The organism is Halomonas sp. N3-2A (assembly GCF_002216165.1).
Lineage (GTDB): Bacteria > Pseudomonadota > Gammaproteobacteria > Pseudomonadales > Halomonadaceae > Vreelandella.
The window spans coordinates 3,809,925-3,834,107 of record NZ_CP022286.1 but is presented as its reverse complement, the minus strand read 5'-3'; the positions used below and the strand labels follow the sequence as shown (position 1 = coordinate 3,834,107).

Genomic DNA, 24,183 nt, shown 5'->3' with positions numbered 1-24,183 from the left:
GCTTTGTGACATTCATGCGCTCGCAATGGCGTTAAGGATACACATCCCTTAATTCATTGTCCGCATCCAGCATACGAGCAAATTCACAAGAAGGTATAGCGCTAAGGCACTGTGCGCTACAATAGACATCTATTGGAAGTATGTGCCCCAGCAAGGTCCCTCATGACTCAGACCGTAGAATCGCCAGTGGTTCCCAAGCATGAGCTAGATAGCCGAGAAGCCAAGCGTGTTACCTATATTGGCGCTTGGCTGGATGGCTTGTTGAGCATTGTTAAAGTCGTGGTCGGCTTTTGGGTGGGTTCGGCGGCGCTGATTGCCGATGGTATCCATTCACTTTCAGATCTTGTGACCGACGGTTTTGTGCTAGCCGCTATCCACTACGGCCGCCAGGAACCCGACGATGATCACCATTATGGTCATGGCCGTATCGAAACCCTAACCACGTTACTGCTGGGTAGCGTACTGATCTTTGTAGCGGGTGGTATTGCCTGGTCTAGCCTTGATCGTTTGTTTAGTGGTACCGAGGTCAGTGCCCCTGGCATGGTGGCTATTGTCATTACAATCATCGCCTTGTTCAGTAAAGAGTGGATTTTTCGCTATACCATGCGCGTTGCTAAACGCGTTAAATCTAAGCTATTGGAAGCAAACGCTTGGCATTCCCGCAGCGATGCACTCTCCACCGCAGTAGTCTTGGTTGCATTGATTGGCGCGCAGTTTGGTTTGGGCTGGCTAGACGCTGTTGCCGCTATCATTGTTGGCTTATTAGTTGGCAAAGTAGGTTGGGATTTACTCTGGGAGTCAGCTAGAGAATTAGTCGATACCGCGCTACCTGAAAGCGTTCAACGGCAAATGCATAACGTTGCTCAAAGCGTCCCAGGGGTAGACAGTGTTCATGACTTACGTACCCGCCAGTCTGCAGGCTGGGTCATGGTCGACTTACATGTGGTGGTCGGGCCAAAAATCACCGTGTCTGAAGCCCATGAAATCGGCAACGAAGTAAGTCGACGTTTACGGCATGAGTTTCCGTTGCTCACCGATGTGATCTTTCACGTAGACCCCGAAGATGATGCCGGAGAAGGCGATCCCAGCCGTCTCCCCGGCCTTCCGCTGCGGCCCGAAGTGGAAGCCACGCTGAATGAGCGCTGGTATATGCACCCTGTCTGGCGCACATTAACCGAGCTTCAACTCCACTATTTAGACGATAAAGTATCGGTATCGCTGATTATTGGCGATTCCGTACACCAGCCCCCTCAGTGCTTAGCCAGCCAACTAAAGGCGCTCGCCAGCGATATTGAGTGGCTGGGCCACGTAGAAGTTATGTTTATTACCCGCGCTGCCAGCAGTGCCATGCGTTAAAACTAGCGGCCTAAAAACAAGCTATACGTTTGTTAATATGGCGGTGGCAATGGTGAAGTAAATCAGTACCCCAGAGGCATCAATTAACGTTGTTACCAACGGGGCTGAAGCAGTGGCAGGGTCGACCTTAAAGCGTTCTAGTACAAACGGTAGGCACATACCGATCATGCTACCAAACAGAACAATGGTCACCATGCTTAACGCCACGATGATGGCAACTGCTTCACCGCCACGAAAAATCCCGATAGGTGCGACTGCAATTGCCATGGTAAGGCCCAGAGAGCCAGCGACCAGCAGTTCACGGCCTAGCATCTTACTCCAGTCTTTCACGCCAATATCGCCAGTCGCCATACCGCGTACCATCAACGTAGCTGCCTGAGCCCCCGCGTTACCTCCACTACCAATCAGCAACGGCAGGAAAAAAACCAGCGCAACTTGGGCTGCGATCGTGTCTTCAAAGTAGGCAATGCCAGCGCCTGAAAAAAGATTGGCAAATACCAGCAGTACCAGCCAGGTAACACGCTTGCGGTAAAGACTCCACAGCGGAACACGGCTAACACCATCCTCTAACTGGCCGATAGACATCCCCTTGTGGATATCTTCTGTGGCTTCAGATTCGGCAACATCCATGGCGTCATCGTGGGTGACGATGCCAACCATGCGTCCCTCGGCGTCTAACACCGGCAGTGCCAATAAATCGTAGCGGGCAACAATACGAGCGACTTCTTCCTGCTCTTCATCCACAGGCGTACTAATCACATCTTTAATCATAATGTCGTCAACTAACGCCCCGGGACGAGCGATCATCAGTTGGCGCAGTGACATAGTGCCAATCAGTTGCCCATCGCTGTCGAGCACATAAAGCTGGTAGACCGTTTCCGCATCTGGGGCCGTTTGGCGAACCCGCATCATGGCTTGTGACACCGTCATGCCACTGGCTATGGCGACATAGTCAGAGGTCATGATGGCGCCAGCGGTACCTTCTTCGTAGCTTGCTAGGCGTTTAAGATCTTCTCGCTCTTGGTGAGCCATACGGCGCAACAACGCTTCTCGACGGTCCTCATCTAAGAGATTAAATAAATCTGCCCGTTCATCGGAGCCCATCTCTTCAAGAAGCTTAAGCACCTGGGTATCCGACAGCTTACCAACTACCTCAAGCTGGCTTTCTCCTGGTAAATAACCCAGGACATTGGCAGCGCGCTCGGCAGACAGAATATCCAACAGGCAGAGTGCCGCAGGCAACTCCTCATCGTCTTCAATCATCTCCTCAAGCACTTCACCGATATCCGCCGAGCGGGTTTCGGCCAAACGCAAAGATAGTACTGATTTACTAGGCGCTTCCTTGGCCAACTCGTCGAGCAGTTCGGTTTTTAATTCCTGCAAGGCTTCATCGTTCAATGACATCGCTATCTCCCTTTGTGCAGACGCATATTGTGCAGGTGAAGTGTTACAGACGAGCATCCCTACGCTGAATGCGTTTTCTCATAGTACCAGACAAAAAAAACGCTCCTTAAACCCTTTCGGGTTCAAGGAGCGCTTTATGCACGCTAGCGCGTGTCTTAGCCTTTACCCGCCTTTTTGCGCAGCTGCTGAATCGTTCGCAGCTGTGCAACGGCTTCGGCAAGTTCAGCGGCAGCACGGGTATAATCCAGCTCCGATGACTTTTCATTAAAGGCTTTCAACGCCTGCTGACGCGCTTCTTCAGCAGCGGCCTCGTCGAGGTCACTAGCACGCGTCGCTGCATCTGCCAGGATCGTAACAGTGGTGGGCTGTACTTCCATAAAGCCACCCGTGACAAAGAAGTGCTCTTCCTTGCCACCATCGTGGATCACGCGAACCGGGCCCGGTTGAAGCTCGGTCAGCAGCGGGGTGTGCCCCGGCAAAATGCCGAGGTCACCCATAATCCCTGCAGCTACCACCATCTCGACAGTACCTGAGAAGATGGAATCTTCAGCGCTGACGATATTGCAAGTGAAGCTATTCGCCATAGCGAATCCCCCTAATGGACGGGATTACTTCTTCATCTGGTTGGCTTTTTCGACAGCTTCGTCGATGGAGCCTACCATGTAGAAGGCCTGTTCCGGCAGGTTGTCGTACTCGCCCGCGAGGATGCCCTGGAAGCCACGAATCGTATCTTTCAAAGAAACATACTTACCGGGCGAACCAGTGAATACCTCAGCGACGAAGAACGGCTGCGACAGGAAGCGCTGGATTTTACGCGCACGAGATACAGCCAACTTATCTTCATCAGATAATTCGTCCATACCCAAAATCGCGATGATATCCTTCAGCTCTTTGTAACGCTGCAGAACGTTCTGTACACCACGTGCTACATTGTAGTGCTCTTCACCAACGACCAGCGGATCTAGCTGACGCGACGTAGAGTCCAGCGGATCAATCGCAGGATAAATACCAAGCTCTGCAATTGAACGTGCCAATACAACAGTGGCGTCCAAGTGCGAGAAGGTCGTCGCCGGCGATGGGTCAGTCAAGTCATCCGCAGGTACGTAAACGGCCTGTACAGACGTGATAGAGCCCGTTTTAGTAGAGGTGATACGCTCTTGCAGAACGCCCATCTCTTCAGCCAGCGTCGGCTGATAACCTACCGCAGATGGCATACGACCCAACAGAGCAGATACTTCAGTACCCGCCAGGGTGTAACGATAGATGTTATCGACGAACAGCAGAACGTCGCGGCCTTCATCACGGAATTTCTCAGCGATGGTTAGACCGGTCAGTGCAACACGCAGACGGTTGCCGGGCGGCTCATTCATCTGACCGTAAACCAGCGATACCTTGTCGATAACGTTGGACTCAGTCATTTCGTGATAGAAGTCGTTACCCTCACGCGTACGCTCACCTACACCGGCGAATACAGAGTAGCCGCTGTGCTCGGTGGCGATGTTGCGGATAAGCTCCATCATGTTAACGGTTTTACCAACACCCGCACCGCCGAATAGACCAACTTTACCGCCCTTAGCGAACGGGCAAACGAGGTCGATAACCTTGATACCGGTTTCCAACAGCTCATTGGAAGCTGCTTGGTCAGCGTAGCTTGGTGCTTTACGGTGGATTGGCATGCGTTCTTGCTCGCCAATCGGGCCAGCTTCATCAATCGGCTCACCGAGCACGTTCATGATGCGACCTAGCGTTTCCTTACCAACGGGTACGGAAATCGCGGTACCTGTGTCGGTCACGTCCAAGCCACGTTTCAAGCCCTCAGTAGAGCCCATGGCAATGGTGCGCACCACGCCGTCGCCCAGCTGTTGCTGGACTTCGAGGATGGTCTCAGCATTAGAGACCTTCAGCGCGTCGTAGACCTTGGGCACAGAGTCCCGCGGAAACTCTACGTCAATCACCGCGCCGATGATTTGTACGATACGTCCGCTCATCTTGGTTCCTCTCAAAAACCTGCAAATGAAACCTGTCTGCCGGGAGCTACCTTTGCGATAGCTAGCTCCCTAGGCGTTATACGGCAGAAGCGCCGCCGACGATCTCGGAAATTTCCTGGGTGATGGCGGCCTGACGGGCCTTGTTGTATACCATCTCCAGATCGTCGATCAGGTTGCCCGCGTTATCAGTGGCACTCTTCATAGCGATCATTCGGGCGGCCTGTTCGCACGCACCGTTTTCGACTACCGCCTGATACACCTGTGATTCGATGAATCGAACCAACAGGCTGTCTAGCAACGCCTTGGCATCCGGTTCATACAGGTAGTCCCAGCTTCCGGGACGGGCGTTTTCTTCGTCATGCTTCGCGTCTTCGCCCATATCGGACGACAACGGAAGAAGCTGACGTACGACGGGCCGCTGCGTCATGGTGTTAACAAATTCGTTATACACCACAAACAAGCGGTCAATACGTCCTGCGTCGTACGCTTCTAACATGACCTTTATACTACCGATCAGTCCTTCGACAGTCGGCGACTCTCCTAATCCGCTCTTGGCAGCAACCAGGTTGCCTCCATAGTTGCGGAAAAAGGCGCCGGCTTTAGAGCCGAGGGCGCAGAAGTCTAGCTCAGCGTCTTGCTGTTTCCAGACAACGGCATCTTTCACCACTGCCTTAAACAGGTTGACGTTTAAGCCACCACACAGACCGCGGTCAGTAGATACCACAATGTAACCAACGCGCTTCACCTCACTCCGCTCGACCATGTAGTCGTGCTTGTATTCGGGGTTTGCGTCAGCAATGTGGCCTACCACATTACGAATCTGCTTGGCATACGGCTGGCCAGCCTTCATCAGATCTTGTGCTTTACGCATTTTAGATGCAGCTACCATTTCCATGGCGCTGGTAATCTTCTGCGTATTTTTAATGCTCCCGATCTGGGTGCGTATCTCTTTTGCAGCTGCCATAGCGATCTACCCTTCGTTCGTGGCTCTCAGAAAGCATGCAAGCCCGCCCGCAGGCGGGCCGGACATTACCAGCTCTGAGTCGCCTTGAACTTCTCGAGACCTGACTTCAAGCCGTCCTGAATCTCGCCGTTGTAGTCGCCGGTCTGGTTGATCTTATCGAGCAGATCGTTGTGCTCAGACTTCATGTAATCGTGCAGAGCACGTTCGAAGTCCAGCACTTTATCGACGCTCACATCATCCAGGTGACCTTCGTTAGCGGCGTACAGAGACAGCGCCATTTCCGCCACTGACATCGGCGAGTACTGCTTTTGCTTCATCAGTTCGGTAACGCGTTGACCATGCTCAAGCTGCTTACGGGTCGCTTCATCAAGATCAGAAGCAAACTGCGAGAACGCCGCTAGCTCACGGTACTGAGCCAAGGCTAGACGAACACCGCCACCCAGCTTCTTGATAATTTTGGTCTGCGCAGCACCACCAACACGAGAAACCGATAGACCTGCGTTAATCGCCGGACGAATACCGGAGTTAAACAGGTTGGTTTCCAAGAAAATCTGACCATCGGTGATCGAGATTACGTTGGTCGGAACGAACGCAGAAACGTCTCCACCTTGGGTTTCGATAATCGGCAGTGCGGTCAAAGAACCGGTTTTGCCTTTTACTTCACCGTTAGTAAACTTCTCAACGTAATCAGCATTAACGCGCGCAGCGCGCTCTAGCAGACGTGAGTGGAGATAGAAAACGTCACCAGGATAGGCTTCACGACCCGGCGGACGACGCAGCAGTAGTGATACCTGACGGTAAGCCACAGCCTGCTTGGAAAGATCGTCATAAACGATCAGTGCGTCTTCACCACGGTCACGGAAGTACTCACCCATGGTGCAACCAGAATAAGCGGCCAAGAACTGCATCGGTGCCGGATCAGCAGCGCCAGCAGCGACAACGATGGTGTGTTCCAGCGCGCCGTGTTCTTCTAACTTGCGTACCACGTTAGCAATGGTCGACTGCTTCTGACCAATCGCCACGTAAACACAGGTAACGCCTTTGCCTTTCTGGTTGATGATCGCATCGATAGCAATGGCAGACTTACCAATCTGACGGTCACCGATGATCAGCTCACGCTGACCACGACCGATTGGCACCATGGCATCGATGGACTTCAAACCTGTTTGGATCGGCTCGTCAACGGACTGACGGGTAATAACGCCAGGCGCTACTTTTTCCACCGCATCTGTCATTTTGGCGTTGATATCGCCTTTGCCGTCGATGGCATTACCCAACGCATCGACCACACGACCTACCAGCTCAGGGCCTACCGGCACTTCTAGGATACGACCCGTACACTGAGCGGTCATGCCTTCTTGAAGTTGCAGGTAGTCACCCAAGACAACGGCACCAACGGAGTCACGCTCCAGGTTCAGTACCATGCCAAAAATGCTGTTAGGGAATTCAATCATTTCACCAAACATCGCGTCTTCGAGGCCGTGAATTTTCACGATACCGTCGGAAACGCTGACGATGGTGCCCTGATTACGGGCTTCGGATGCGACGTCAAGCTTCTCAATTCGCTGCTTGATGATGTCGCTGATCTCGGAAGGATTCAGTTGCTGCATGCCATGTCCCTCAGACTCAAGCGGTCAGCGCTTCGGAAAGGCGGTTCAATCGACCACGTACCGAACCGTCAATAACGGTATCGCCAGCACGTAGGATGACACCACCAATAAGCGTCTTGTCCACTTGAGTAGTAATGGAGATTTCGCGATTCAGACGTTTCTTAAGCGCGTTCGCTAGCTTGGTCTGCTGTGCGGCAGTCAGCTTATAAGCTGACGTAACCGTCACATCAACACGCTGTTCATGTTCGGCACGTAAGTACTCGAACTGTTCAGCAATGAAGGGCAGTGCTAACAAACGACCTTGGTCAGCCAGGGTATCCAAAAACCGCGACAGGTCTTCCTGCTTTTCGGGCAACATATCCGAAAGCAGCGCTACCTTTTTGTCGTTTTCAAGTTTTGGACTACCCAACAGACGACGTAGATCGCTGTCAGCTACCGCAGCGCTTAAAAAACCAAGCGCTTGGGTCCAGCTATCAAGCGCCTTATGATCACGCGCGTATTCAAACGCCGCCTTAGCGTAAGGACGAGCGACGGTAAGTAATTCCGCCATGGGTCACCTCCTTACAGTTCAGCAGCAAGCTCATCAAGTAACTTGCGATGTGCTTTCTCGTCGACCGAAGCTTCTAGCACACGCTCGGCACCAATAATGGCAAGATGAGAAACTTGGGCACGAAGCTCGTCTTTTGCACGATTAACTTCTTGCTCAATTTCAGAACGTGCACTAACCATGAGGCGTTCGCCTTCGGCGCGGGCCTGTTCGCGTGCTTCTTCAACCATCTGAGCAGAGCGCTTATTGGCTTGCTCGAGGATTTGAGAAGCCTGCTCCTTGCTTTCACGCAGTGTTTGCTCTGCACGTTCTTGAGCAAGCTCAAGATCGCGAGTAGCACGACTGGCTGCGTCTAAGCCATCAGCAATTTTCTTTTGACGCTCGTGAAGCGCGTTGCTGATCGGAGGCCACACATACTTTATGCAAAACCAGACAAAGATCGCGAAGGCGATCGTCTGCCCGATAAGCGTCATGTTGATATTCACAGGGATGTACCTCTGACAAGTTCGTGGCGACCGGAGTGAAACAAAACCGAGCGGGACTGCCGCCCGGCTAAGCTGTCATTAACCGGCAACAACGAAGATCAGGTACATCGCGATACCAACACCGATCATCGGTACAGCATCCAGCAGACCAGCCATTAGGAAGGTTTTGGTTTGAAGTTGGTCACCAAGCTCCGGCTGACGAGCCGTAGATTCGATCAATTTGCCACCGAGGATAGCGAAACCGATACCGGTGCCCAGAGCGCCTAAGCCGATCATGATGGAGGCAGCAATGTAGATTAGTTCCATGGTAATGCTCCTAGTTTTTCAAGTTAAAGGTCAAGGTTGAGGGTTGATGTTAAGGGTTAATCTCTAACAAGCAGCACGTCTTAGTGATGCTCGTGCGCAGCGCTTAAATACACCACTGACAATACGGTAAAAATGAATGCCTGAAGAACGACAATCAAGATGTGGAAAATCGCCCACGGCACGTCGAGTACCCAGATTGCCCAGAACGGCAGCATAGCAATCAAGATAAAAATAACTTCACCGGCAAACATGTTGCCGAAAAGACGCATCGCCAAACTGAACGGTTTAACAAGTAGGGCAACGATTTCAAGCAGCAAATTGAAAGGAATCAAGGCCCAATGGTTGAAAGGTGTCAGTGAAAGCTCTTTGGCAAAGCCGCCAACGCCTTTCACCTTGAAGCTGTAGTAAAGAATCAGACCGAAAACACCCAGTGCTAGCCCCAATGTGGCATTAACATCAGTAGTCGGCACAATCTTCATGTAATCGACGCCCAGTTTACTGAACAACATTGGGAAATAGTCGACCGGGATAATTTTCAGCGTGTTCATGAACAGAATCCACACGAACAACGTTAATGCAAGCGGCGCAATAATCGGGTTATGCCCTTTAAAAGCCCCTTTGATCATATCTTCAACAAATTCAAACACCATCTCTACGGCATTTTGCAGTCCGCCTGGCACGCCAGTGGTTGCCATTTTACCCGCTTTACGGAAAAGCCAGATAAACAGCAAGCCCATCGCAATGGACCAGCCCATGGTATCCAGATGGATAGCCCAAAAGCCCATCTCACTCGCTTCTTCTGCCGAATGTGCCAGCGACCAACCATTTTCTGGATGCTTGCCAAAGGTTAGGTTCTGCAAGTGGTGCTGGATATAGTAAGTCGTTGAGACTTCGTTTCCTGCGGCCATAGACATGTCACCTCAATTAGTTGTGCGATTCCCAAGCATTAGCCATGGTGCTAACCAATGCGTCAGAACAATCGCAACATAAGCGCAAAAAAAGAAAGCGGGGTTTGAGGGGGGCACTACAACGAACACCAATGAAAAAAGTGCCACCGTCAAACCAAACTTGCCTGCTTCGGCGCGAAATAGGTCCATTGCGCGCGGAGCGCGATGCCTTGTTCGAAAAATTCCCATTCGCTGTATAAAAAAAATGTGCGGCAACAGCGCCACTAATGCTCCTGTAGCTACCGACAATACGCCTGCCATATGAGCAACAGGGAAAGCCAATAGCATACCGACTAGCGTCATTAGCAGCTGAATTGCTGTCAGCCTGAAGAAGTAAGCTTTTCGCCGTTGGGTCTCAAGTCGCTGCATAATTCTTCAGATAGATCTTCAGCACATGATTCCCCAGCACAATAAATGAGTCACGCTTACAACTTGTTGCTCAATAAATCATCCGTCACCTGCACAAATCTTGCGCGATTATAGGGAAGCGCTATCATACCTTCAACCGAAGTTGCGCCGATTTCGCGCGATTCAGTGTCGACTTGCGACCAAAGGGTTAAAATAAGCGCCTATTTAGTAAGCCTGCTATTTAATATGCCCTAGGATCCCATCGAGCTCTTCAAGACTGGTATAACGAATTGTCACTTTCCCCTTCCCTTTTTGCCCGTGATCAATAGAGACGGGCGCGCCAAGTAATTCCCCCAGATGTGTTTCAAGTCGTGCAACATCCGGTGTTTTAGCAGTACGCGGCGGTGTCTGGGCAGGCGTCTGGTTAGCTTGTACTTTTTTAACCAACGCTTCTGTGTCACGAACGGTCAAATCATTATTGACCACTTCATGGGCAATTTGGCGTTGCTGGGTACTGGTAAGCGATAGCAGGGCTCGCGCATGTCCCATATCTAAATCGCCACGTTCCAGCAGTGTTTGCACTTCAGGATCTAACGCTAACAAACGTAATAAATTGGCGACTTGAGTGCGTGATTTACCAACTGCATCAGCAATTTGCTGCTGAGTAAGTTCAAACTCATCGCCAAGGCGCTTTAAGGCAAGTGCTTCTTCAATGGCATTAAGGTTTTCGCGCTGAATATTTTCAATCAGCGCCAGGGCAAGTGCTACTTCATCACTGACATCGCGAATAACGGCGGGGATAACATCTAATTCGGCCAACTGCGCAGCACGCCAGCGGCGTTCACCCGCGATAATTTCATAGCGATTTTCACCCACTGGGCGAACCACAATAGGTTGCATCACCCCTTGTGCACGAATGGAATCGGCAAGCTCTTCCAATGCTTCTGGCTGAATATCCCGACGCGGCTGATATTTACCACGGGTAAGTTGGCCAAGAGGTAACCGTTCTAGCCGTTCAGCCGCCGCTTCTTCCGTTGGTGCTGCAGGCAACAGTGACGTGTCTGCACTATCCAGCGTCACGCCACCGGTAAGATCTAAACTGTCACGACGACGGGCGCCCGCACCAATCAGGGCATCCAGGCCACGTCCTAGCGCGCGTTTACGCGTCATTCGCTTCCCCTCGTACTTTTTACGTTACAGCGATAGCCGCCGGATCATCTCTTTTGCTAGCACACGATAAGCCTGACTACCTCGCGAAAAACGCGCGTATTGAGTAACAGGTAAGCCATGGCTTGGTGCTTCAGCAACCTTCACATTGCGCGGAATGGTTGTTTTTAACAGCGCATCGCCAAAAAAATCTCTCAGCTGTTTGTCGACTTCACGCGTCAAACTGGTGCGCTTGTCGTACATAGTACGCAGAATGCCAGAAACGGCTAGATCAGGATTAACGCTCTGTTTAATCTGCTCAACAGTATCCAGCAGCGCTGATAGCCCTTCCAATGCGTAAAATTCACACTGCAAGGGAATAAGCACACCATTGGCGGCTGTCAACGCATTCACGGTAAGCATATTCAGCGACGGCGGGCAGTCAATGAGGACGACATCATAGTCATCTGCCACCGTCTGCAGTGCTAACGACAAACGACTTTGCCGCTGGTCACTATCGAGCAGCTCTACTTCAGCGGCTGTTAAGTCGCCATTACCTGGAAGGACGTCGTATTTCACTGGAAGCCCGCGAACAATGGCATTGCTTGCGGTTGTTTCTCCCAGCAACACATCAAGTACACTTTTTTCGAGTGCGTACTTGTCGATGCCACTGCCCATACTGGCATGCCCTTGTGGGTCTAAGTCTACCAGCAAGATACGACGATCAAGTGCTGCCAAACTGGCGGCGAGATTAACGGCTGAAGTGGACTTGCCCACACCGCCTTTTTGGTTGGTCAGGGCAATGATCTGGCTCACTACTCAACTCCTTTTGGGGTCAGAATCAACAGCTGCCGCTCGGCCGTCTCGAAGGGTACACGCAGTAGGTGACGCGCCTGGAGCTCAACATAGGCGGGCAACTCCCGCAGTTCATCATCAGCGCCTGGGCCTTTCATAGCAAGCCACTGCCCATGAGCTGCCGGTAGCGCTCGGGTTAGCGAGATAAAGTCTACCAAGCTGGCAAAGGCTCGGGAAATCACTTGATCAAACGTCTGGCCATTGAATTGCTCGACACGCGCTTGGGTTGGCGTGACGTTGGTCAACGCTAACTCCATCACTGCTTGACGTTGAAAGCGAACTTTTTTGCCATTGCTATCGAGTAGCGTTACCTGCAGTTCAGGCTTCATGATAGCAAGCACAAGGCCGGGCAAACCGGGGCCAGCGCCTACATCAAGTATCTGTGGCCCATGAACATAAGGGGCGACAGCAGCACTATCCAACACGTGCCGTGAGACCATCTCTTCAACATCGCGTACAGCGGTGAGGTTATAAGCCTGATTCCACTTGTGCAACAGCGCGAGCAAGCCTAGCAGCTGTTCGCGCTGTTGGGGGGTTACAGTGGCTCCTAGTGCTGCTAACCCTTCTTCTAACCGAGGGGCAACGGTTTCAGGCAAGCTGTTAATCAACGGCGTTAATTGACTCATCCGTTAACGACCTCGGTAGTACTGACTAAGCGACGTTTTTTCAAATGTATTAGCAAAATAGAGACCGCTGCAGGGGTCACGCCTGAAATTCTAGCCGCCTGCGCCAGGGTTTCAGGGCGCGTTTCACTAAGCTTTTGACGGATCTCGTTGGATAGCCCTTCTACCCGTTGATAATCCAGCTCGGCTGGCAGCTGTGTTGCTTCATGGCGCTTGAGCTTATCGATCTCATCCTGTTGACGGTCGATATAACCCTGGTATTTCGCTTGAATTTGTACTTGCTCGGCAACCGCTTCATCGTCAACACCGCCGCTTTCAATGCCAGGCAGCGATGTAATATCTGCATAGCTAAGCTCTGGGCGCTTTAACAAGTCACTTAAACAGTATTCTCGGGGAAGCGGTCTACCGGTTTTTTCAGCAATTTTCGCGGCGGCTGGTGTATTGGGCTGCACCCAAACAGTTGCTAAGCGTGCTGTTTCACGCTCGATGGCTTCGCGTTTCTGGCTAAACAACGCCCAACGTTTGTCATCGACTAAGCCAAGCTCACGCCCTTTTTCCGTTAAACGTAGATCAGCATTGTCTTCGCGTAGCAGCAGACGGTATTCCGCACGCGAGGTAAACATGCGGTAGGGCTCTTTGGTGCCCATAGTAATCAGGTCATCCACCAACACACCGAGATAAGCTTCATCACGGCGAGGATGCCACGCCTCTAACTGTTTGGCGCGGCGAGCGGCATTCAAGCCTGCCAGCAACCCTTGAGCTCCAGCCTCTTCGTAGCCGGTAGTACCGTTGATTTGTCCGGCGAAAAACAGGTTGTGGATAAATTTAGTTTCCAGGGAGTGTTTTAAATCCCGGGGATCAAAAAAGTCGTACTCAATAGCGTAGCCAGGCCGTGTGATATGAGCGTTTTCTAACCCTTTAATTGAGCGAACCACTTGTAGCTGAACATCGAAAGGCAACGACGTCGAGATTCCGTTGGGATAGAGCTCATGGGTATCCAACCCTTCAGGCTCGATAAATACCTGATGGCTTGATTTGTCGGCAAAGCGGTGAACTTTGTCTTCAATCGATGGGCAGTATCGCGGACCAACGCCTTCGATCACACCGGAATACATAGGCGAGCGATCAAGATTCGCCATGATGATTTCATGGGTGCGCTCATTGGTGTGCGCTATGTGGCAACTCACCTGCTGTGGGTGCATCTCCCGTGAACCAAGGTATGACATGACTGGCGTTGGGGTGTCACCTGGCTGTTCTTCCAACGATGTGAAGTCAATGGTTTTGGCATCAATTCGTGGAGGCGTCCCGGTTTTTAGCCGATCAACGCGAAACGGTAGTGCGCGTAAGCGTTCAGCTAGCGCGTTTGAAGGCGGGTCACCGGCGCGGCCACCGCGGCTTTGATCTAACCCAATGTGGATAACGCCACCCAAAAACGTACCGGTTGACAGCACAACGGACTCCGCATGGAAGCGGATGCCTGTTTCGGTCACAACGCCTCGAACGGTGTTGTTATCCACAATCAGATCGCCAGCGGCTTGCTGAAAAATCGTTAAGTTCGGCTGGTTTTCCAGCATTCCCCGAATAGCAGCTTTGTAGCGAATTCGGTCTGCTTGAGCACGTGTTGCTCGAACGGCTGGACCTTTACGAGCGTTCAATACCCGAAACTGGATGCCGCCTAAGTCCGTGGCTAGCCCCATTGCACCACCGAGTGCATCAATTTCTTTTACCAGGTGGCTTTTGCCAATCCCACCAATCGCTGGATTGCACGACATTTGGCCGAGCGTTTCGATGTTGTGGGTTAGCAATAGGGTTTGACAACCCATACGAGCAGAGGCCAATGCGGCTTCGGTTCCCGCATGGCCACCGCCGATGACAATCACGTCAAAGCGGTCGGGATAGTTCAAGAGGCACCTCGTCTTGCGCCGTTTGGCACGGATGATGTGAGTCAGTATTGGTTCACTGATTGAGTAAGCCCGCCAGTATAAACCTCCTGTGGGTAACCGTCAGGTTTTTCCACACCCCAAGCTAAGCATTCATCTATTATTAATAACAAAATAAAAATATATAAGAGAAGTTCTGTTGATGTTGTAACTACTGGTGTGGACAAAATCTGTTGATAACCCAAATAAGTTTATATATTTCAGTTTCTTAAATTGTTAGCTTTTACATGATTAAACGGAGGAGTAGCTGCGTAGAAGCGGTGTCACTCCTGTGGATGAAAGTGCAGCTTATGCACAGGCATGACAGACAACGGGTTATCCACCGACCCATACCGAGTTTGTTACCGCACCTGTGAACAAGTGTGATTGGTAGCTTAAAAAGACCTGATTAGCGCTCATGGTAGGTGTCGTAGAGCAATATGATGCAGCGTGTAAAAAATAGTATCCACAGGCAAAAAAAATGGCCTGTCGCGGTGACAGGCCATTTAACGGGGCAAAAATGGGCAAAAAAGTCAGATTAATTCCGACATTAATGCTTCAAAACACGTGCAAGAAAGGATTGTGTTCGCTCATGTTGTGGCGTATCGAACAGTTGCTCGGGAGGGCCTTGTTCGGCAATTTCGCCTTTATGGATAAAAATAACGCGATCTGCCACTTCACGGGCAAAGCCCATTTCATGGGTCACTATCACCATGGTCATGCCTTCTTTGGCAAGTTCACGCATGGCATCCAGCACTTCACCAATCATTTCAGGGTCAAGCGCTGATGTAGGCTCGTCAAACAGCATCAGGCGGGGTTCCATGGCTAACGCCCGGGCTAACGCCACACGCTGCTGCTGCCCACCCGAGAGCTGGCTTGGGTACTTATCTGCTTGGTCGGCAATACCAACGCGCTCTAACAGTCGTTCAGCGGTCTCTTCGGCATCTTGGCGGCTCCACCCCCGCACTTTCATGGGCGCAAGGGTAACGTTGTCGCGTACGCTCAAGTGGGGAAAAAGGTTGAACTGCTGAAACACCATGCCGACTTCAGTACGGATAGTTTGTAGCGCTTTACTGCTTTTACCGTTGGGCAGTAATTGGTTGCCATCAACATCAAGAGAGCCGGCTTGAAACTCTTCTAAGCCGTTGATACAGCGGATGAGCGTTGATTTACCAGAGCCACTGGCACCGATGATAACGACGACTTCACCAGGCACAATTTCAAGATCAACATTATTGAGTACGTGCAGGCTGCCAAAATGCTTATTGAGCTGCTGCATACGCACAATTGGCGATTGGGTAGAGGTCATTGCACGTTCCTTATTGTCCTGCGAGGCCTCTGCGCTCAATTTGGCGCAGAATCAAAGAGAGAGTCCAGGTGATGGCAAGGTACATCAGCGCCACCATGAAATAGACCTCTAGTGCGGTAAAGGTAGTGGCAATATAAATTTGCCCTTGGCGGACTAATTCACCGACCCCGATAACAGAAAATAGCGAGGTATCTTTGATACTGATGATGCCCTGGTTACCCAGTGGAGGAATCATGCGCCGTAGGGCTTGGGGCCAAATTACGTAGCGAAAAGATTGAGTTCGAGACAAGCCTAGCGAAAGTGATGCTTCTCGCTGGCCACGTTCGATAGACTGCACGCCGCCTCGTACAATTTCAGAGATATAAGCCCCTGAATTAATGGCGATCGCGGCAATGCCGGCAACGAGTGCGTTGATCGGGCCTCCCAGCAATTGGGGTAAGCCATAAAAGATAAACAGAACCTGCACTAAAATGGGCGTGCCGCGAAACACTTCGACGTACAAAACTGCTGGCCAGCGCAGCCAGCGCACTGGGCTAATACGCAATAAACCAAAGAATATGCCAATAAAGAAGCCGATCGCTAGGCCGCCGAATGATATAAGCAGCGTCCAAGGAATACCTGGTAACAGATAAGGGATCGACCCAAATGCGGCCGACCAATCAAACTGAAAGTTAACGTCCACGCGTTATCTCCAGAAAAATAAACAACGACACAGGGCCGGGGGAATAGCCGCCCGGCCCTGAGATGAAAAGCGCTCGTTAGTGATAGCGAACAGCGATGTTATTCAGCGCTGGGGGCTTCACCAAACCACTTGGTGTAAATTTCATCATAGGTGCCGTCTTCGCGCATGGAAGCAAGTGCTTCGTTGGTAGGCTCTACCCACTCGCTGCCTTTATGGAAAACGATACCGTACTGCTGGCCTTCATACAGCGGGCCAACCACTTTGGTACGGCCTTCGCCACGGGTCTGTGAGAAGTAGGCAACGTTAGGGGCGTCGTACAGCACGGCATCAACGTTGCGCCCTAACAGCGCCATGTACATATCGGCGGTGCCTGGATAGGGAGTAATGTCGGCATCTTCGCCGAGCTCCTGTTGAAGGAAGTCGTAGCTGGTAGAGCCGATTTTGGTGGCAATGGTGAGACCCGCTAGGTCCTCAAGCGAAGAGACCTCTTCGTTGTCGGCGCGCACGATAATTTGCAGACCTGAGTCATAGTAGGGAGCGGAGAAGTCGACAACTTCGGCACGCTCATCTGTAATGGTGATGCCTGCAAGGGCGATTTCCTGGCTGCCGGTTTGGACGGCGGGAATGATGCCAGAGAATTCCATCGTGGTGAGGTTAACCTCAAAGCCTGCACGTTCGGCGACTGCGTTGATGATATCCATATCGAAACCGATCATTTCGCCAGTTTCTGGATCCATCATTTCAAACGGTACAAAGCTTGGGTCAGTGGCCACATTGACAGTAGGCGTTTGTGCAAACGCGACAGTGGTACTGCCTAAGCCCAGTGCAAGGGCGGTAGCAATGACAGATTTTTTTAGTAGGTAATTCATTCGTTTCCCCGTGTTTTATTTGGTTAGCGACGCGATTTAAAGAAGATTTACGCTTATAAATTCCGTCTGCAACCGTTATTGACCTTTTAACCTTGGCGAGAAACCACCAAGGCGTCAAGTCACGGGGAGGGGGTTGTTACCAACGTTGGTTAGACCATGAAGGAAGCTCCACAGCCACAGGTGGTCGTAGCGTTGGGGTTTTGAACACGAAAACGGGCACCTGCTAACCCTTCTTCATAGTCAATGGTTGAACCCACCAAGTATTGGTAGGAGAGAGGATCGACGACGAGGATCGCATCGCCAAATTCAATTAACGTGTCGTCTTCGGCCACGTTTTCAGCAAAATCAAACCCATACTGGAACCCCGAGCAGCCACCACCGGTGACATAAACGCGGAGTTTCAGCGCAGGGTTAGCCTCTTCTGCTATAAGTGCTTGGATGCGTTTCCTAGCACTATCAGACAATAGTAGAGGCGTTGGAACAAAAGCTTCTGCACCGCTCATGGGTACCTCCCGCGAGCTTTAAGAACGAATAATCGGCATCGGAGTGTGATTATGGGTAATTCCCAGCAAAATGGTCAACTATTGTGTTGGGGTATCAAGCAGAGGGTAGTTCGCCGAGGAGGCGCTTTGAATCCTTCCTTGGACGCTACATTTGCCTTCCCTGGCAAATGACCTCCTCTTTGAGCTGCCCTCTGCATGCTGGTATTTGGTGTGATTCAAGGCATCAACGCTGGGGCGTTGAGACCCATATTTTCGTCAAAGCCAAACATGAGGTTGAGGTTTTGAATCGCTTGGCCTGATGCGCCTTTAACGAGGTTATCAATGACCGAGAGCACGACTACGGTATTGCCATTACCAGGACGGTGAACAGCGATACGGCAGGTATTGTTGCCTTTGACGCTGCGAGTTTCCGGATGGCTGCCTGCAGGCATGACGTCAACAAACGGCTCGTGAGCGTAACGCTGCTCAAAGAGTGCCTGTAAATCGCCCGGCTCTTCAGTCAGCGTACTATAGAGCGTGGCATGAATGCCGCGGATCATCGGCGTTAAGTGCGGCACAAAGGTAAGCCCTACGGCGTTTGACTGCATATCGCTCAAGCCTTGACGAATTTCAGGCAAATGGCGATGTCCGGACGCACCGTAGGCTTTCATCGATTCGCTGGCCTCAGCTAGCAGCGAGGCAACTTTGGCACCACGGCCTGCGCCGGTAACGCCTGATTTGCAGTCAGCGATTAACTGGCCTGGGTCAATCAAACCAGCTTCCAAAAGTGGCAGATAGCCGAGTTGAACAGCCGTTGGGTAGCATCCTGGTACGGCAATTAAGCGGGCCTTTTTGATTTTCTCACGATGCATTTCTGGCAGGCCATACACAGCTTCTTTTAGCAGTTCCGGGGCGCCATGGGGCTGGTCGTACCACTGGCTCCATTCGGCGGCGTCGCGCAGCCGGAAATCCGCAGATAAGTCGATTACTCGCGTGCCATTGTCGAGCAGTTCGCCTGCTAGTGCATGGGCGACCCCGTGGGGTGTCGCAAAGAACACCGCATCCAGTGCACCCAGTTTCTTGGCGTCTGGCTCGCTAAACGTGAGGGCGTCATAGTGGCCGCGCAGGTTGGGATACATATCGCATACCTTCACGCCTGCTTCCGAGCGCGAGGTAATGGCTTCTACGCTTACCTGGGGATGCTGGGCAAGTAACCGTAACAGCTCAACGCCGGTATAGCCGGTACCGCCTACAATGCCAACCTTAATCACAAACCACTCCTTGCGCATTACGCACAGTCAGACCCAACAATAATTAACAGCCTAATGAGATACCTCAGGCTGTTGAACTGTAGCTAGCTATGATACACAAGAGAGCAGGCGCGTAAGAGCGCTATAGGGAAACAGGCATATGTTCACTAACGCGAACATGATGCGTAAAAGCGAATAATAGGCGCAAGGACGGACGTTGTGGCACGTTTTTCCCGGTCAGATTTCACCTTAGAAAGTTTTCGTCGCCAACTGGCGAATGTTGATGCCCTGCCTCAGCTGTGTGTGCTGGGGTTAGTGTCAGGGGTGATCACAGGCGCGGTGATGGTGGCTTTTCGCTTATTGCTAGAGGTCGGCGCTGCCCTTTATATGCCTGAGGGCAATCCTGAGGCTTTTGAAGGACTCGCACCATGGCTTCGTGCACTGTTGCCGATGATTGCCGTGACGTTGATTGGCACACTGCTCTATCGCCAAAAGGCTGCCGCCCGTAAGTTAGGTGTTGGCCATGTGATTGAGCGTCTCACCTATCACCAGGGACGTTTCCCTATGCGCAACTGGCTTAACCAGTGGTGGGTGGGCGTTGTGTCTGTGCTGGGTGGCCTCTCAGCAGGACGTGAAGGCCCTGCCATTCATCTGGGCGCAGCGGCATCCAGCGGCTTAGGTCTCAAGCTTCGCTTGCCCAATAACAGTTTACGGGTGTTGGTTGCTTGCGGTACGGCGGCAGGTATATCTGCATCATTTAATACGCCAATCGCAGGGGTGATTTTCGCCATGGAAGTGGTGATGATGGAATACACCCTGATGAGCTTTATGCCGGTGATACTCGCCTCTACCATGGGGGCATTAGTCGCTCAATTGGTGTATGGCAACGAACCGGCGTTTCGCATTCCTGAAGTTGCCCTAGGTTCGTTAATGAATGTGCCTTGGGTGGTCATTATTGGTTTGGTGATTGGCCTATTAGCGGGCGTATTTATTCATCTTTCGCGTAGCCAGTACTTACAGCAGTGGCCGCTATGGCTTAGGTTAGGTGCCGTCGGGGTGATAACGGGCGCTGTTGCGTGGTGGTTTCCTGAAGTACAAGGCATTGGTTACGACAGCGTTGCGGCTATGTTGAATAATCAGCTGGCCATTACTGTGTTGTTGGCATTGATGATCGCGAAGTTATTGATTACTGCCATTACCGTGGCAGGAGGTGTACCAATCGGCATTATTGGCCCCGTGCTAGTGGTCGGTGCTGCCACCGGTGCTCTAGGGGGAATGTTGGGCGGTTGGGTATGGCCAGATAAAGCGGCAGACCCTGGCATTTATGCCATGCTGGGCATGGCGGCAATGATGGGCGCTGTATTGCAAGCACCGCTTGCCGCCTTAATGGCGTTACTTGAACTAACGCATTCGCCACATATCATGTTGCCTGGCATGCTCGTTGTGGTGGTTGCCTGCCTAACATCTCGTCAGCTTACCGGTTGCGAGGGCTTTTTTATTAGCTCGGTGCGCTACGGCTTACATCCGTTACAGCAGCCTTTAATGCAGGCGCTTTCGCGAGTATCGGTGCCAGCGGTAATGGAGCGCCACTTAGTACGCACAGATCGAATGATTACGCCTGATCAGGCACGGCGTCTGTTGGAAACGAATCCTGTGTGGCTAGTGATTGAGCGCTCCAGTGCAGAAAAACCCGTGCTGGCGCTTAAAGCCGCTGAGCTTGCGCGTTGGTTACTGGAGCATGATGAAGCGCTGCAAGACGAAGCCCCACCAGAAGACGAGTTCATTGATTTGCTTGAGATCCCTGGGCAGCGGCTTGAAATGGCACCTATCGGATTACAAGCAACGCTATCGGAAGCGTTTCTAAAACTTCAGGACAATGCGCTAGGCGCACTCTATGTCGTGCATGGTTATCGACCAAAGCAGCAGCGAATTTCAGGTATCATTACGCGTGGCGCTATCGAACGTTATTATCACTACACTGACCCCCGCGGTGCTGATTCCCAGCAATGAGCCCAACGCCTAAGGAGAGACCATGTATTTATGGGTAAAGGCCATTCATTTGATGGCGGTTGTTACCTGGTTTGCTGCGCTATTTTATTTACCGCGACTGTATGTGTACCACGCCATGGCGCGGGACACAGGCGATGAGCAAGCGATCACTTACTTTAAAACCATGGAGCGTAAGTTGTACCGTGGGATTATGACGCCATCGATGATCATTGTGCTGATCTTTGGTGGCTGGATGCTTTATCTTGTACCCGATTGGTTGAGCCAAGGGTGGATGCACGCTAAGTTAACGCTTGTCGCTCTGTTAATCGCCTATCATCATGTTTGCTTAATTTATTTGAAGCAATTTGATCAAGCCCGCTGCACCAAAAGCCATGTGTTTTTCCGCTGGTTTAACGAAGCGCCCGTGATTGCGTTAATCGCGATTATTATCCTGGCGGTGGTGAAGCCCTTTTGATGCGCCAACCTCTTCCTCCCGTTGTTTTAGTGCTAGCTGGCCATGACCCCACCGGGGGGGCTGGGTTAGTGGCTGATAGCGAAGCGATAGCTGCCTGTGATGGCTGGGCAGTCACCATTCCAACTGCTTTGACCGTTCAAAATTGCCATAATGTGATACGCACCCTGCCTGCAGATCCTGCTGCAATGCGGCAAATGGCGGAAGCGTTAGGTGATATGCAAATTGCGGCTATTAAGTTGGGGCTGTTGGCGGATGAGGCGACGCTGCGTGCAGCGGAACAAATTATCCGCCGTTTTCCAGGAATCCCTGTCGTCGCAGACCCGGTATTAAAAGCAGGTGGCGGCGCTAAGTTATCCACACCCGCCTTGCAGCAGCTTTATATAGATCGTTTGCTACCGCTTGTGGATATAGTAACGCCCAACCGGTTTGAGCTTGCTGCACTGACGCCTGAGATAACCGACCCTTTGGATGACACGGCGCGCGCTGTTGCGTTGCTGGCGCAGGGTTGCCAAGGCGTCCTTGTGACTGCCACCGACAATCCACTCCCGGGTAATACGCAACAGGTTGTGCACACGCTGCACTCTCCTGACACCACGCGCCAATGGCAGTGGCCACGTTTGCCTGAAGTATTTCACGGATCAGGTTGTACATTAGCCTCAGCGCTTGCGGCTCGTTTAGCCGTTGGTGAGCGCTTACCAACTGCCTGTGAGCAAGCTCAGCACTTTACCTGGGAGAGTTTGTCTCATGGCTATCAGCCCCCTAGCGGACAGTGTTTACCGAAACGCTTGCCACGCCCCGTACGCTTTTGATCTCATTGGCAGTAAGCCATTAATGTTGAGGATGCCATGACCACATCTGCAGAACTATTTGACCTCGCCAGTCGTCACATTCCGGGTGGTGTTAACTCCCCTGTTCGTGCTTTTAAAGGCCTCCATCGCCCGCCTGTTTTTATGGAACGTGCTCAGGGTGCCTACTTATTCGATGTGGAAGGTAACCGCTACGTAGACTATATCGGCTCATGGGGCCCGATGATCACTGGGCATGCCGATCAGGATGTACTGGCCGCCGTGCGAGCACGGTTAGATAACGGCCTCTCCTTTGGTACGCCGACCGCTGTCGAAACCACCATGGCTGATCTGATCTGTGAAATGATTCCTTCCATGGAAATGGTGCGTATGACCAGCTCGGGCACCGAAGCGACGATGTCGGCCATTCGCCTTGCGCGCGGAACAACGGGGCGCGACAAAATCGTCAAGTTTGAAGGTAATTATCACGGCCACTCGGATTCATTGCTCGTCAAAGCGGGTTCAGGTGCGTTAACCCACGGGGAACCTAGCTCGCCAGGTGTACCCGCATCACTGGCTGAGCACACCATCACGCTTTCGTATAACGATCCTGAAGGGGTGGAAGCGTGCTTTGCAGAGATCGGAGAGCAAATTGCCTGCATTATCGTGGAGCCGGTCGCCGGTAATATGAACTGCATTCCTCCCCAGCCGGGTTTCTTAGAAACGTTGCGCCGGGTGTGCAATGAATCCGGCAGTATTTTGATTTTTGATGAAGTCATGACCGGTTTTCGCGTCGCTTTAGGTGGCGCTCAGGCACATTACGCTGTTACGCCTGACCTTACCTGCTTAGGTAAAATTGTTGGTGGCGGCATGCCTGTTGGGGCGTTTGGCGGTAAACAAGAAATTATGCAGAATATCTCGCCGCTGGGGCCGGTTTACCAAGCGGGTACGCTGTCCGGTAACCCGCTGGCCATGGCTGCAGGGGTTGCTCTGCTAACCAAACTAAAGGTGCCTGGTTTCCATGATGCGCTGACTCAACGGGTGCAAACGTTGTGTACTGGCTTGCAAGAGCGTGCCAACGCTGCCCGCATACCGATGATGACCCAATCCGCAGGTGGCATGTTTGGCGTTTTCTTTACGTCGCAATCCCGTGTGGATAACTTCGCCCAAGCCACTGCTTGCAACCCCGATGCTTTCCGCCGCTTCTTTGGTGCCATGCTGGATCACGGTGTGTATCTCGCACCTTCTGCCTATGAAGCAGGCTTTATGTCGAGTGCCCACACGCCGGAAGATATTCAGCTAACGTTGGATGCTGCAGAAAAAGCCTTTGCGGTTATGTAACATCAAGTAAAGCGCCTGCTACACTTCAAGAGCCGCTCCTATCGAGCGGCTCTGTGGTTAGTGAGGTAAACACATGATGAAACGACAACTGGCTTGGCACTCTTCACGCTTTAACGGCATATTGTTAACCGCTGTTCTCACCCTTGGCCTACCGTTAACGGGGATGGCCGCACAGGAGCAGGATATGACTCAGATTCATATCACTATGGGCGGCACACCAGGCGCGGAATTCTCAGCCCAGTGGCGCATTACTCATAACGATGAAACCATTGAACACCCCGAAACACGCGGCACAGTGCCCGCTGAATTTACCTTTGAAGGCACCACGCTTGAAGGTACGGTAAAACTGCTCAGCGAAGATGATCGTTTAGAAGTCGATATTCTTAAAGGCAGCAACCGCTCGCGTTCTGCTACCCAAGGAAAAGGCGGCACGTTAACGGTAATGGTGCGTTAAACATAAAAAACCGCCCCGAAGGGGGCGGTTTCCTGAGCTAAGTAAGTAC

General features: G+C 51.9%; 25 protein-coding genes. 6 read left to right on the top strand and 19 right to left on the bottom strand.

What is annotated here, in order from left to right; genetic code table 11:
- The first annotated feature begins 162 nt into the window (after nucleotides 1-162).
- Complete coding sequence (locus CEK60_RS17955; RefSeq protein WP_089040148.1) at nucleotides 163-1,356, top strand: cation diffusion facilitator family transporter; 1,194 nt, start codon at nucleotides 163-165, stop codon at nucleotides 1,354-1,356.
- 21 nt (nucleotides 1,357-1,377) lie between these two features.
- Here CEK60_RS17955 and mgtE read toward each other — a convergent pair whose 3' ends face one another.
- The 19 genes from mgtE to argC all read right to left on the bottom strand — a co-directional run bounded on the left by mgtE (nucleotide 1,378) and on the right by argC (nucleotide 19,111).
- Nucleotides 1,378-2,760, bottom strand: coding sequence for a magnesium transporter (gene mgtE / locus CEK60_RS17950; RefSeq protein WP_089040147.1), 1,383 nt, complete (start codon nucleotides 2,758-2,760; stop codon nucleotides 1,378-1,380).
- Between the two features lie 155 nt (nucleotides 2,761-2,915).
- The gene (locus CEK60_RS17945; RefSeq protein WP_089040146.1) at nucleotides 2,916-3,344 is read right to left on the bottom strand and encodes a F0F1 ATP synthase subunit epsilon; all 429 of its coding nucleotides are present in this window, start codon (nucleotides 3,342-3,344) and stop codon (nucleotides 2,916-2,918) included.
- Nucleotides 3,345-3,368: 24 nt separating this feature from the next.
- On the bottom strand, nucleotides 3,369-4,748 hold the full coding sequence (gene atpD / locus CEK60_RS17940; RefSeq protein ID WP_089040145.1) for a F0F1 ATP synthase subunit beta: 1,380 nt from the start codon (nucleotides 4,746-4,748) through the stop codon (nucleotides 3,369-3,371).
- 76 nt (nucleotides 4,749-4,824) lie between these two features.
- Complete coding sequence (atpG, locus tag CEK60_RS17935) at nucleotides 4,825-5,712, bottom strand: F0F1 ATP synthase subunit gamma (protein ID WP_089040144.1); 888 nt, start codon at nucleotides 5,710-5,712, stop codon at nucleotides 4,825-4,827.
- A gap of 65 nt (nucleotides 5,713-5,777) precedes the next feature.
- Nucleotides 5,778-7,322 (bottom strand): F0F1 ATP synthase subunit alpha, encoded by a 1,545-nt coding sequence (gene atpA / locus CEK60_RS17930; RefSeq protein WP_038479851.1) that lies wholly within the window; start codon nucleotides 7,320-7,322, stop codon nucleotides 5,778-5,780.
- A gap of 16 nt (nucleotides 7,323-7,338) precedes the next feature.
- Nucleotides 7,339-7,872 carry a F0F1 ATP synthase subunit delta gene (locus CEK60_RS17925; protein ID WP_089040143.1) on the bottom strand — a complete coding sequence of 178 codons (534 nt, stop codon included), beginning with the start codon at nucleotides 7,870-7,872 and terminating at the stop codon, nucleotides 7,339-7,341.
- Between the two features lie 11 nt (nucleotides 7,873-7,883).
- Complete coding sequence (locus CEK60_RS17920; protein ID WP_038479857.1) at nucleotides 7,884-8,354, bottom strand: F0F1 ATP synthase subunit B; 471 nt, start codon at nucleotides 8,352-8,354, stop codon at nucleotides 7,884-7,886.
- Between the two features lie 78 nt (nucleotides 8,355-8,432).
- The gene (gene atpE / locus CEK60_RS17915) at nucleotides 8,433-8,660 is read right to left on the bottom strand and encodes a F0F1 ATP synthase subunit C (RefSeq protein WP_038479860.1); all 228 of its coding nucleotides are present in this window, start codon (nucleotides 8,658-8,660) and stop codon (nucleotides 8,433-8,435) included.
- 80 nt (nucleotides 8,661-8,740) lie between these two features.
- A complete protein-coding gene (gene atpB / locus CEK60_RS17910; RefSeq protein ID WP_089040967.1) occupies nucleotides 8,741-9,568 on the bottom strand; it encodes a F0F1 ATP synthase subunit A in 828 nt (275 codons plus the stop codon).
- A 12-nt stretch (nucleotides 9,569-9,580) separates the two neighbouring features.
- Complete coding sequence (locus tag CEK60_RS17905; RefSeq protein WP_089040142.1) at nucleotides 9,581-9,976, bottom strand: ATP synthase subunit I; 396 nt, start codon at nucleotides 9,974-9,976, stop codon at nucleotides 9,581-9,583.
- Between the two features lie 216 nt (nucleotides 9,977-10,192).
- Nucleotides 10,193-11,125, bottom strand: a complete 933-nt coding sequence (locus CEK60_RS17900) for a ParB/RepB/Spo0J family partition protein (protein ID WP_089040141.1) — start codon at nucleotides 11,123-11,125, stop codon at nucleotides 10,193-10,195.
- A gap of 24 nt (nucleotides 11,126-11,149) precedes the next feature.
- Complete coding sequence (locus tag CEK60_RS17895; protein WP_089040140.1) at nucleotides 11,150-11,917, bottom strand: ParA family protein; 768 nt, start codon at nucleotides 11,915-11,917, stop codon at nucleotides 11,150-11,152.
- Complete coding sequence (rsmG, locus tag CEK60_RS17890) at nucleotides 11,917-12,582, bottom strand: 16S rRNA (guanine(527)-N(7))-methyltransferase RsmG (protein WP_089040139.1); 666 nt, start codon at nucleotides 12,580-12,582, stop codon at nucleotides 11,917-11,919. Before rsmG ends, CEK60_RS17895 begins: the two co-directional genes overlap by 1 nt.
- Nucleotides 12,579-14,483, bottom strand: a complete 1,905-nt coding sequence (gene mnmG / locus CEK60_RS17885; RefSeq protein WP_089040138.1) for a tRNA uridine-5-carboxymethylaminomethyl(34) synthesis enzyme MnmG — start codon at nucleotides 14,481-14,483, stop codon at nucleotides 12,579-12,581. The genes rsmG and mnmG overlap by 4 nt, the downstream gene beginning before the upstream one ends.
- A gap of 565 nt (nucleotides 14,484-15,048) precedes the next feature.
- Nucleotides 15,049-15,807 carry an amino acid ABC transporter ATP-binding protein gene (locus tag CEK60_RS17880; RefSeq protein WP_038479881.1) on the bottom strand — a complete coding sequence of 253 codons (759 nt, stop codon included), beginning with the start codon at nucleotides 15,805-15,807 and terminating at the stop codon, nucleotides 15,049-15,051.
- A 10-nt stretch (nucleotides 15,808-15,817) separates the two neighbouring features.
- Entirely contained in the window at nucleotides 15,818-16,489 is a 672-nt protein-coding gene (locus tag CEK60_RS17875; protein ID WP_038479884.1) for an amino acid ABC transporter permease, read from the bottom strand.
- 98 nt (nucleotides 16,490-16,587) lie between these two features.
- Nucleotides 16,588-17,358 (bottom strand): transporter substrate-binding domain-containing protein, encoded by a 771-nt coding sequence (locus tag CEK60_RS17870; RefSeq protein ID WP_038479887.1) that lies wholly within the window; start codon nucleotides 17,356-17,358, stop codon nucleotides 16,588-16,590.
- 149 nt (nucleotides 17,359-17,507) lie between these two features.
- Nucleotides 17,508-17,861: an iron-sulfur cluster insertion protein ErpA gene (gene erpA / locus CEK60_RS17865; protein WP_038479889.1), complete on the bottom strand. Its 354-nt coding sequence runs from the start codon at nucleotides 17,859-17,861 to the stop codon at nucleotides 17,508-17,510.
- A 215-nt stretch (nucleotides 17,862-18,076) separates the two neighbouring features.
- Nucleotides 18,077-19,111: an N-acetyl-gamma-glutamyl-phosphate reductase gene (gene argC / locus CEK60_RS17860; RefSeq protein ID WP_089040137.1), complete on the bottom strand. Its 1,035-nt coding sequence runs from the start codon at nucleotides 19,109-19,111 to the stop codon at nucleotides 18,077-18,079.
- A gap of 198 nt (nucleotides 19,112-19,309) precedes the next feature.
- Between argC and CEK60_RS17855 the strand changes: the two genes are divergently transcribed.
- The 5 genes from CEK60_RS17855 (at nucleotide 19,310) to CEK60_RS17835 (ending at nucleotide 24,134) form a co-directional block, all read left to right on the top strand.
- Nucleotides 19,310-21,100: a chloride channel protein gene (locus tag CEK60_RS17855; RefSeq protein ID WP_089040136.1), complete on the top strand. Its 1,791-nt coding sequence runs from the start codon at nucleotides 19,310-19,312 to the stop codon at nucleotides 21,098-21,100.
- Nucleotides 21,101-21,122: 22 nt separating this feature from the next.
- The gene (gene hemJ, locus CEK60_RS17850) at nucleotides 21,123-21,554 is read left to right on the top strand and encodes a protoporphyrinogen oxidase HemJ (RefSeq protein ID WP_089040135.1); all 432 of its coding nucleotides are present in this window, start codon (nucleotides 21,123-21,125) and stop codon (nucleotides 21,552-21,554) included.
- Nucleotides 21,554-22,363 (top strand): bifunctional hydroxymethylpyrimidine kinase/phosphomethylpyrimidine kinase, encoded by an 810-nt coding sequence (thiD, locus tag CEK60_RS17845; protein WP_089040134.1) that lies wholly within the window; start codon nucleotides 21,554-21,556, stop codon nucleotides 22,361-22,363. The genes hemJ and thiD overlap by 1 nt, the downstream gene beginning before the upstream one ends.
- Nucleotides 22,364-22,399: 36 nt before the next feature.
- A complete protein-coding gene (hemL, locus tag CEK60_RS17840; protein WP_089040133.1) occupies nucleotides 22,400-23,680 on the top strand; it encodes a glutamate-1-semialdehyde 2,1-aminomutase in 1,281 nt (426 codons plus the stop codon).
- A gap of 73 nt (nucleotides 23,681-23,753) precedes the next feature.
- Nucleotides 23,754-24,134: a hypothetical protein gene (locus CEK60_RS17835; RefSeq protein WP_226916919.1), complete on the top strand. Its 381-nt coding sequence runs from the start codon at nucleotides 23,754-23,756 to the stop codon at nucleotides 24,132-24,134.
- Nucleotides 24,135-24,183: the final 49 nt, after the last annotated feature.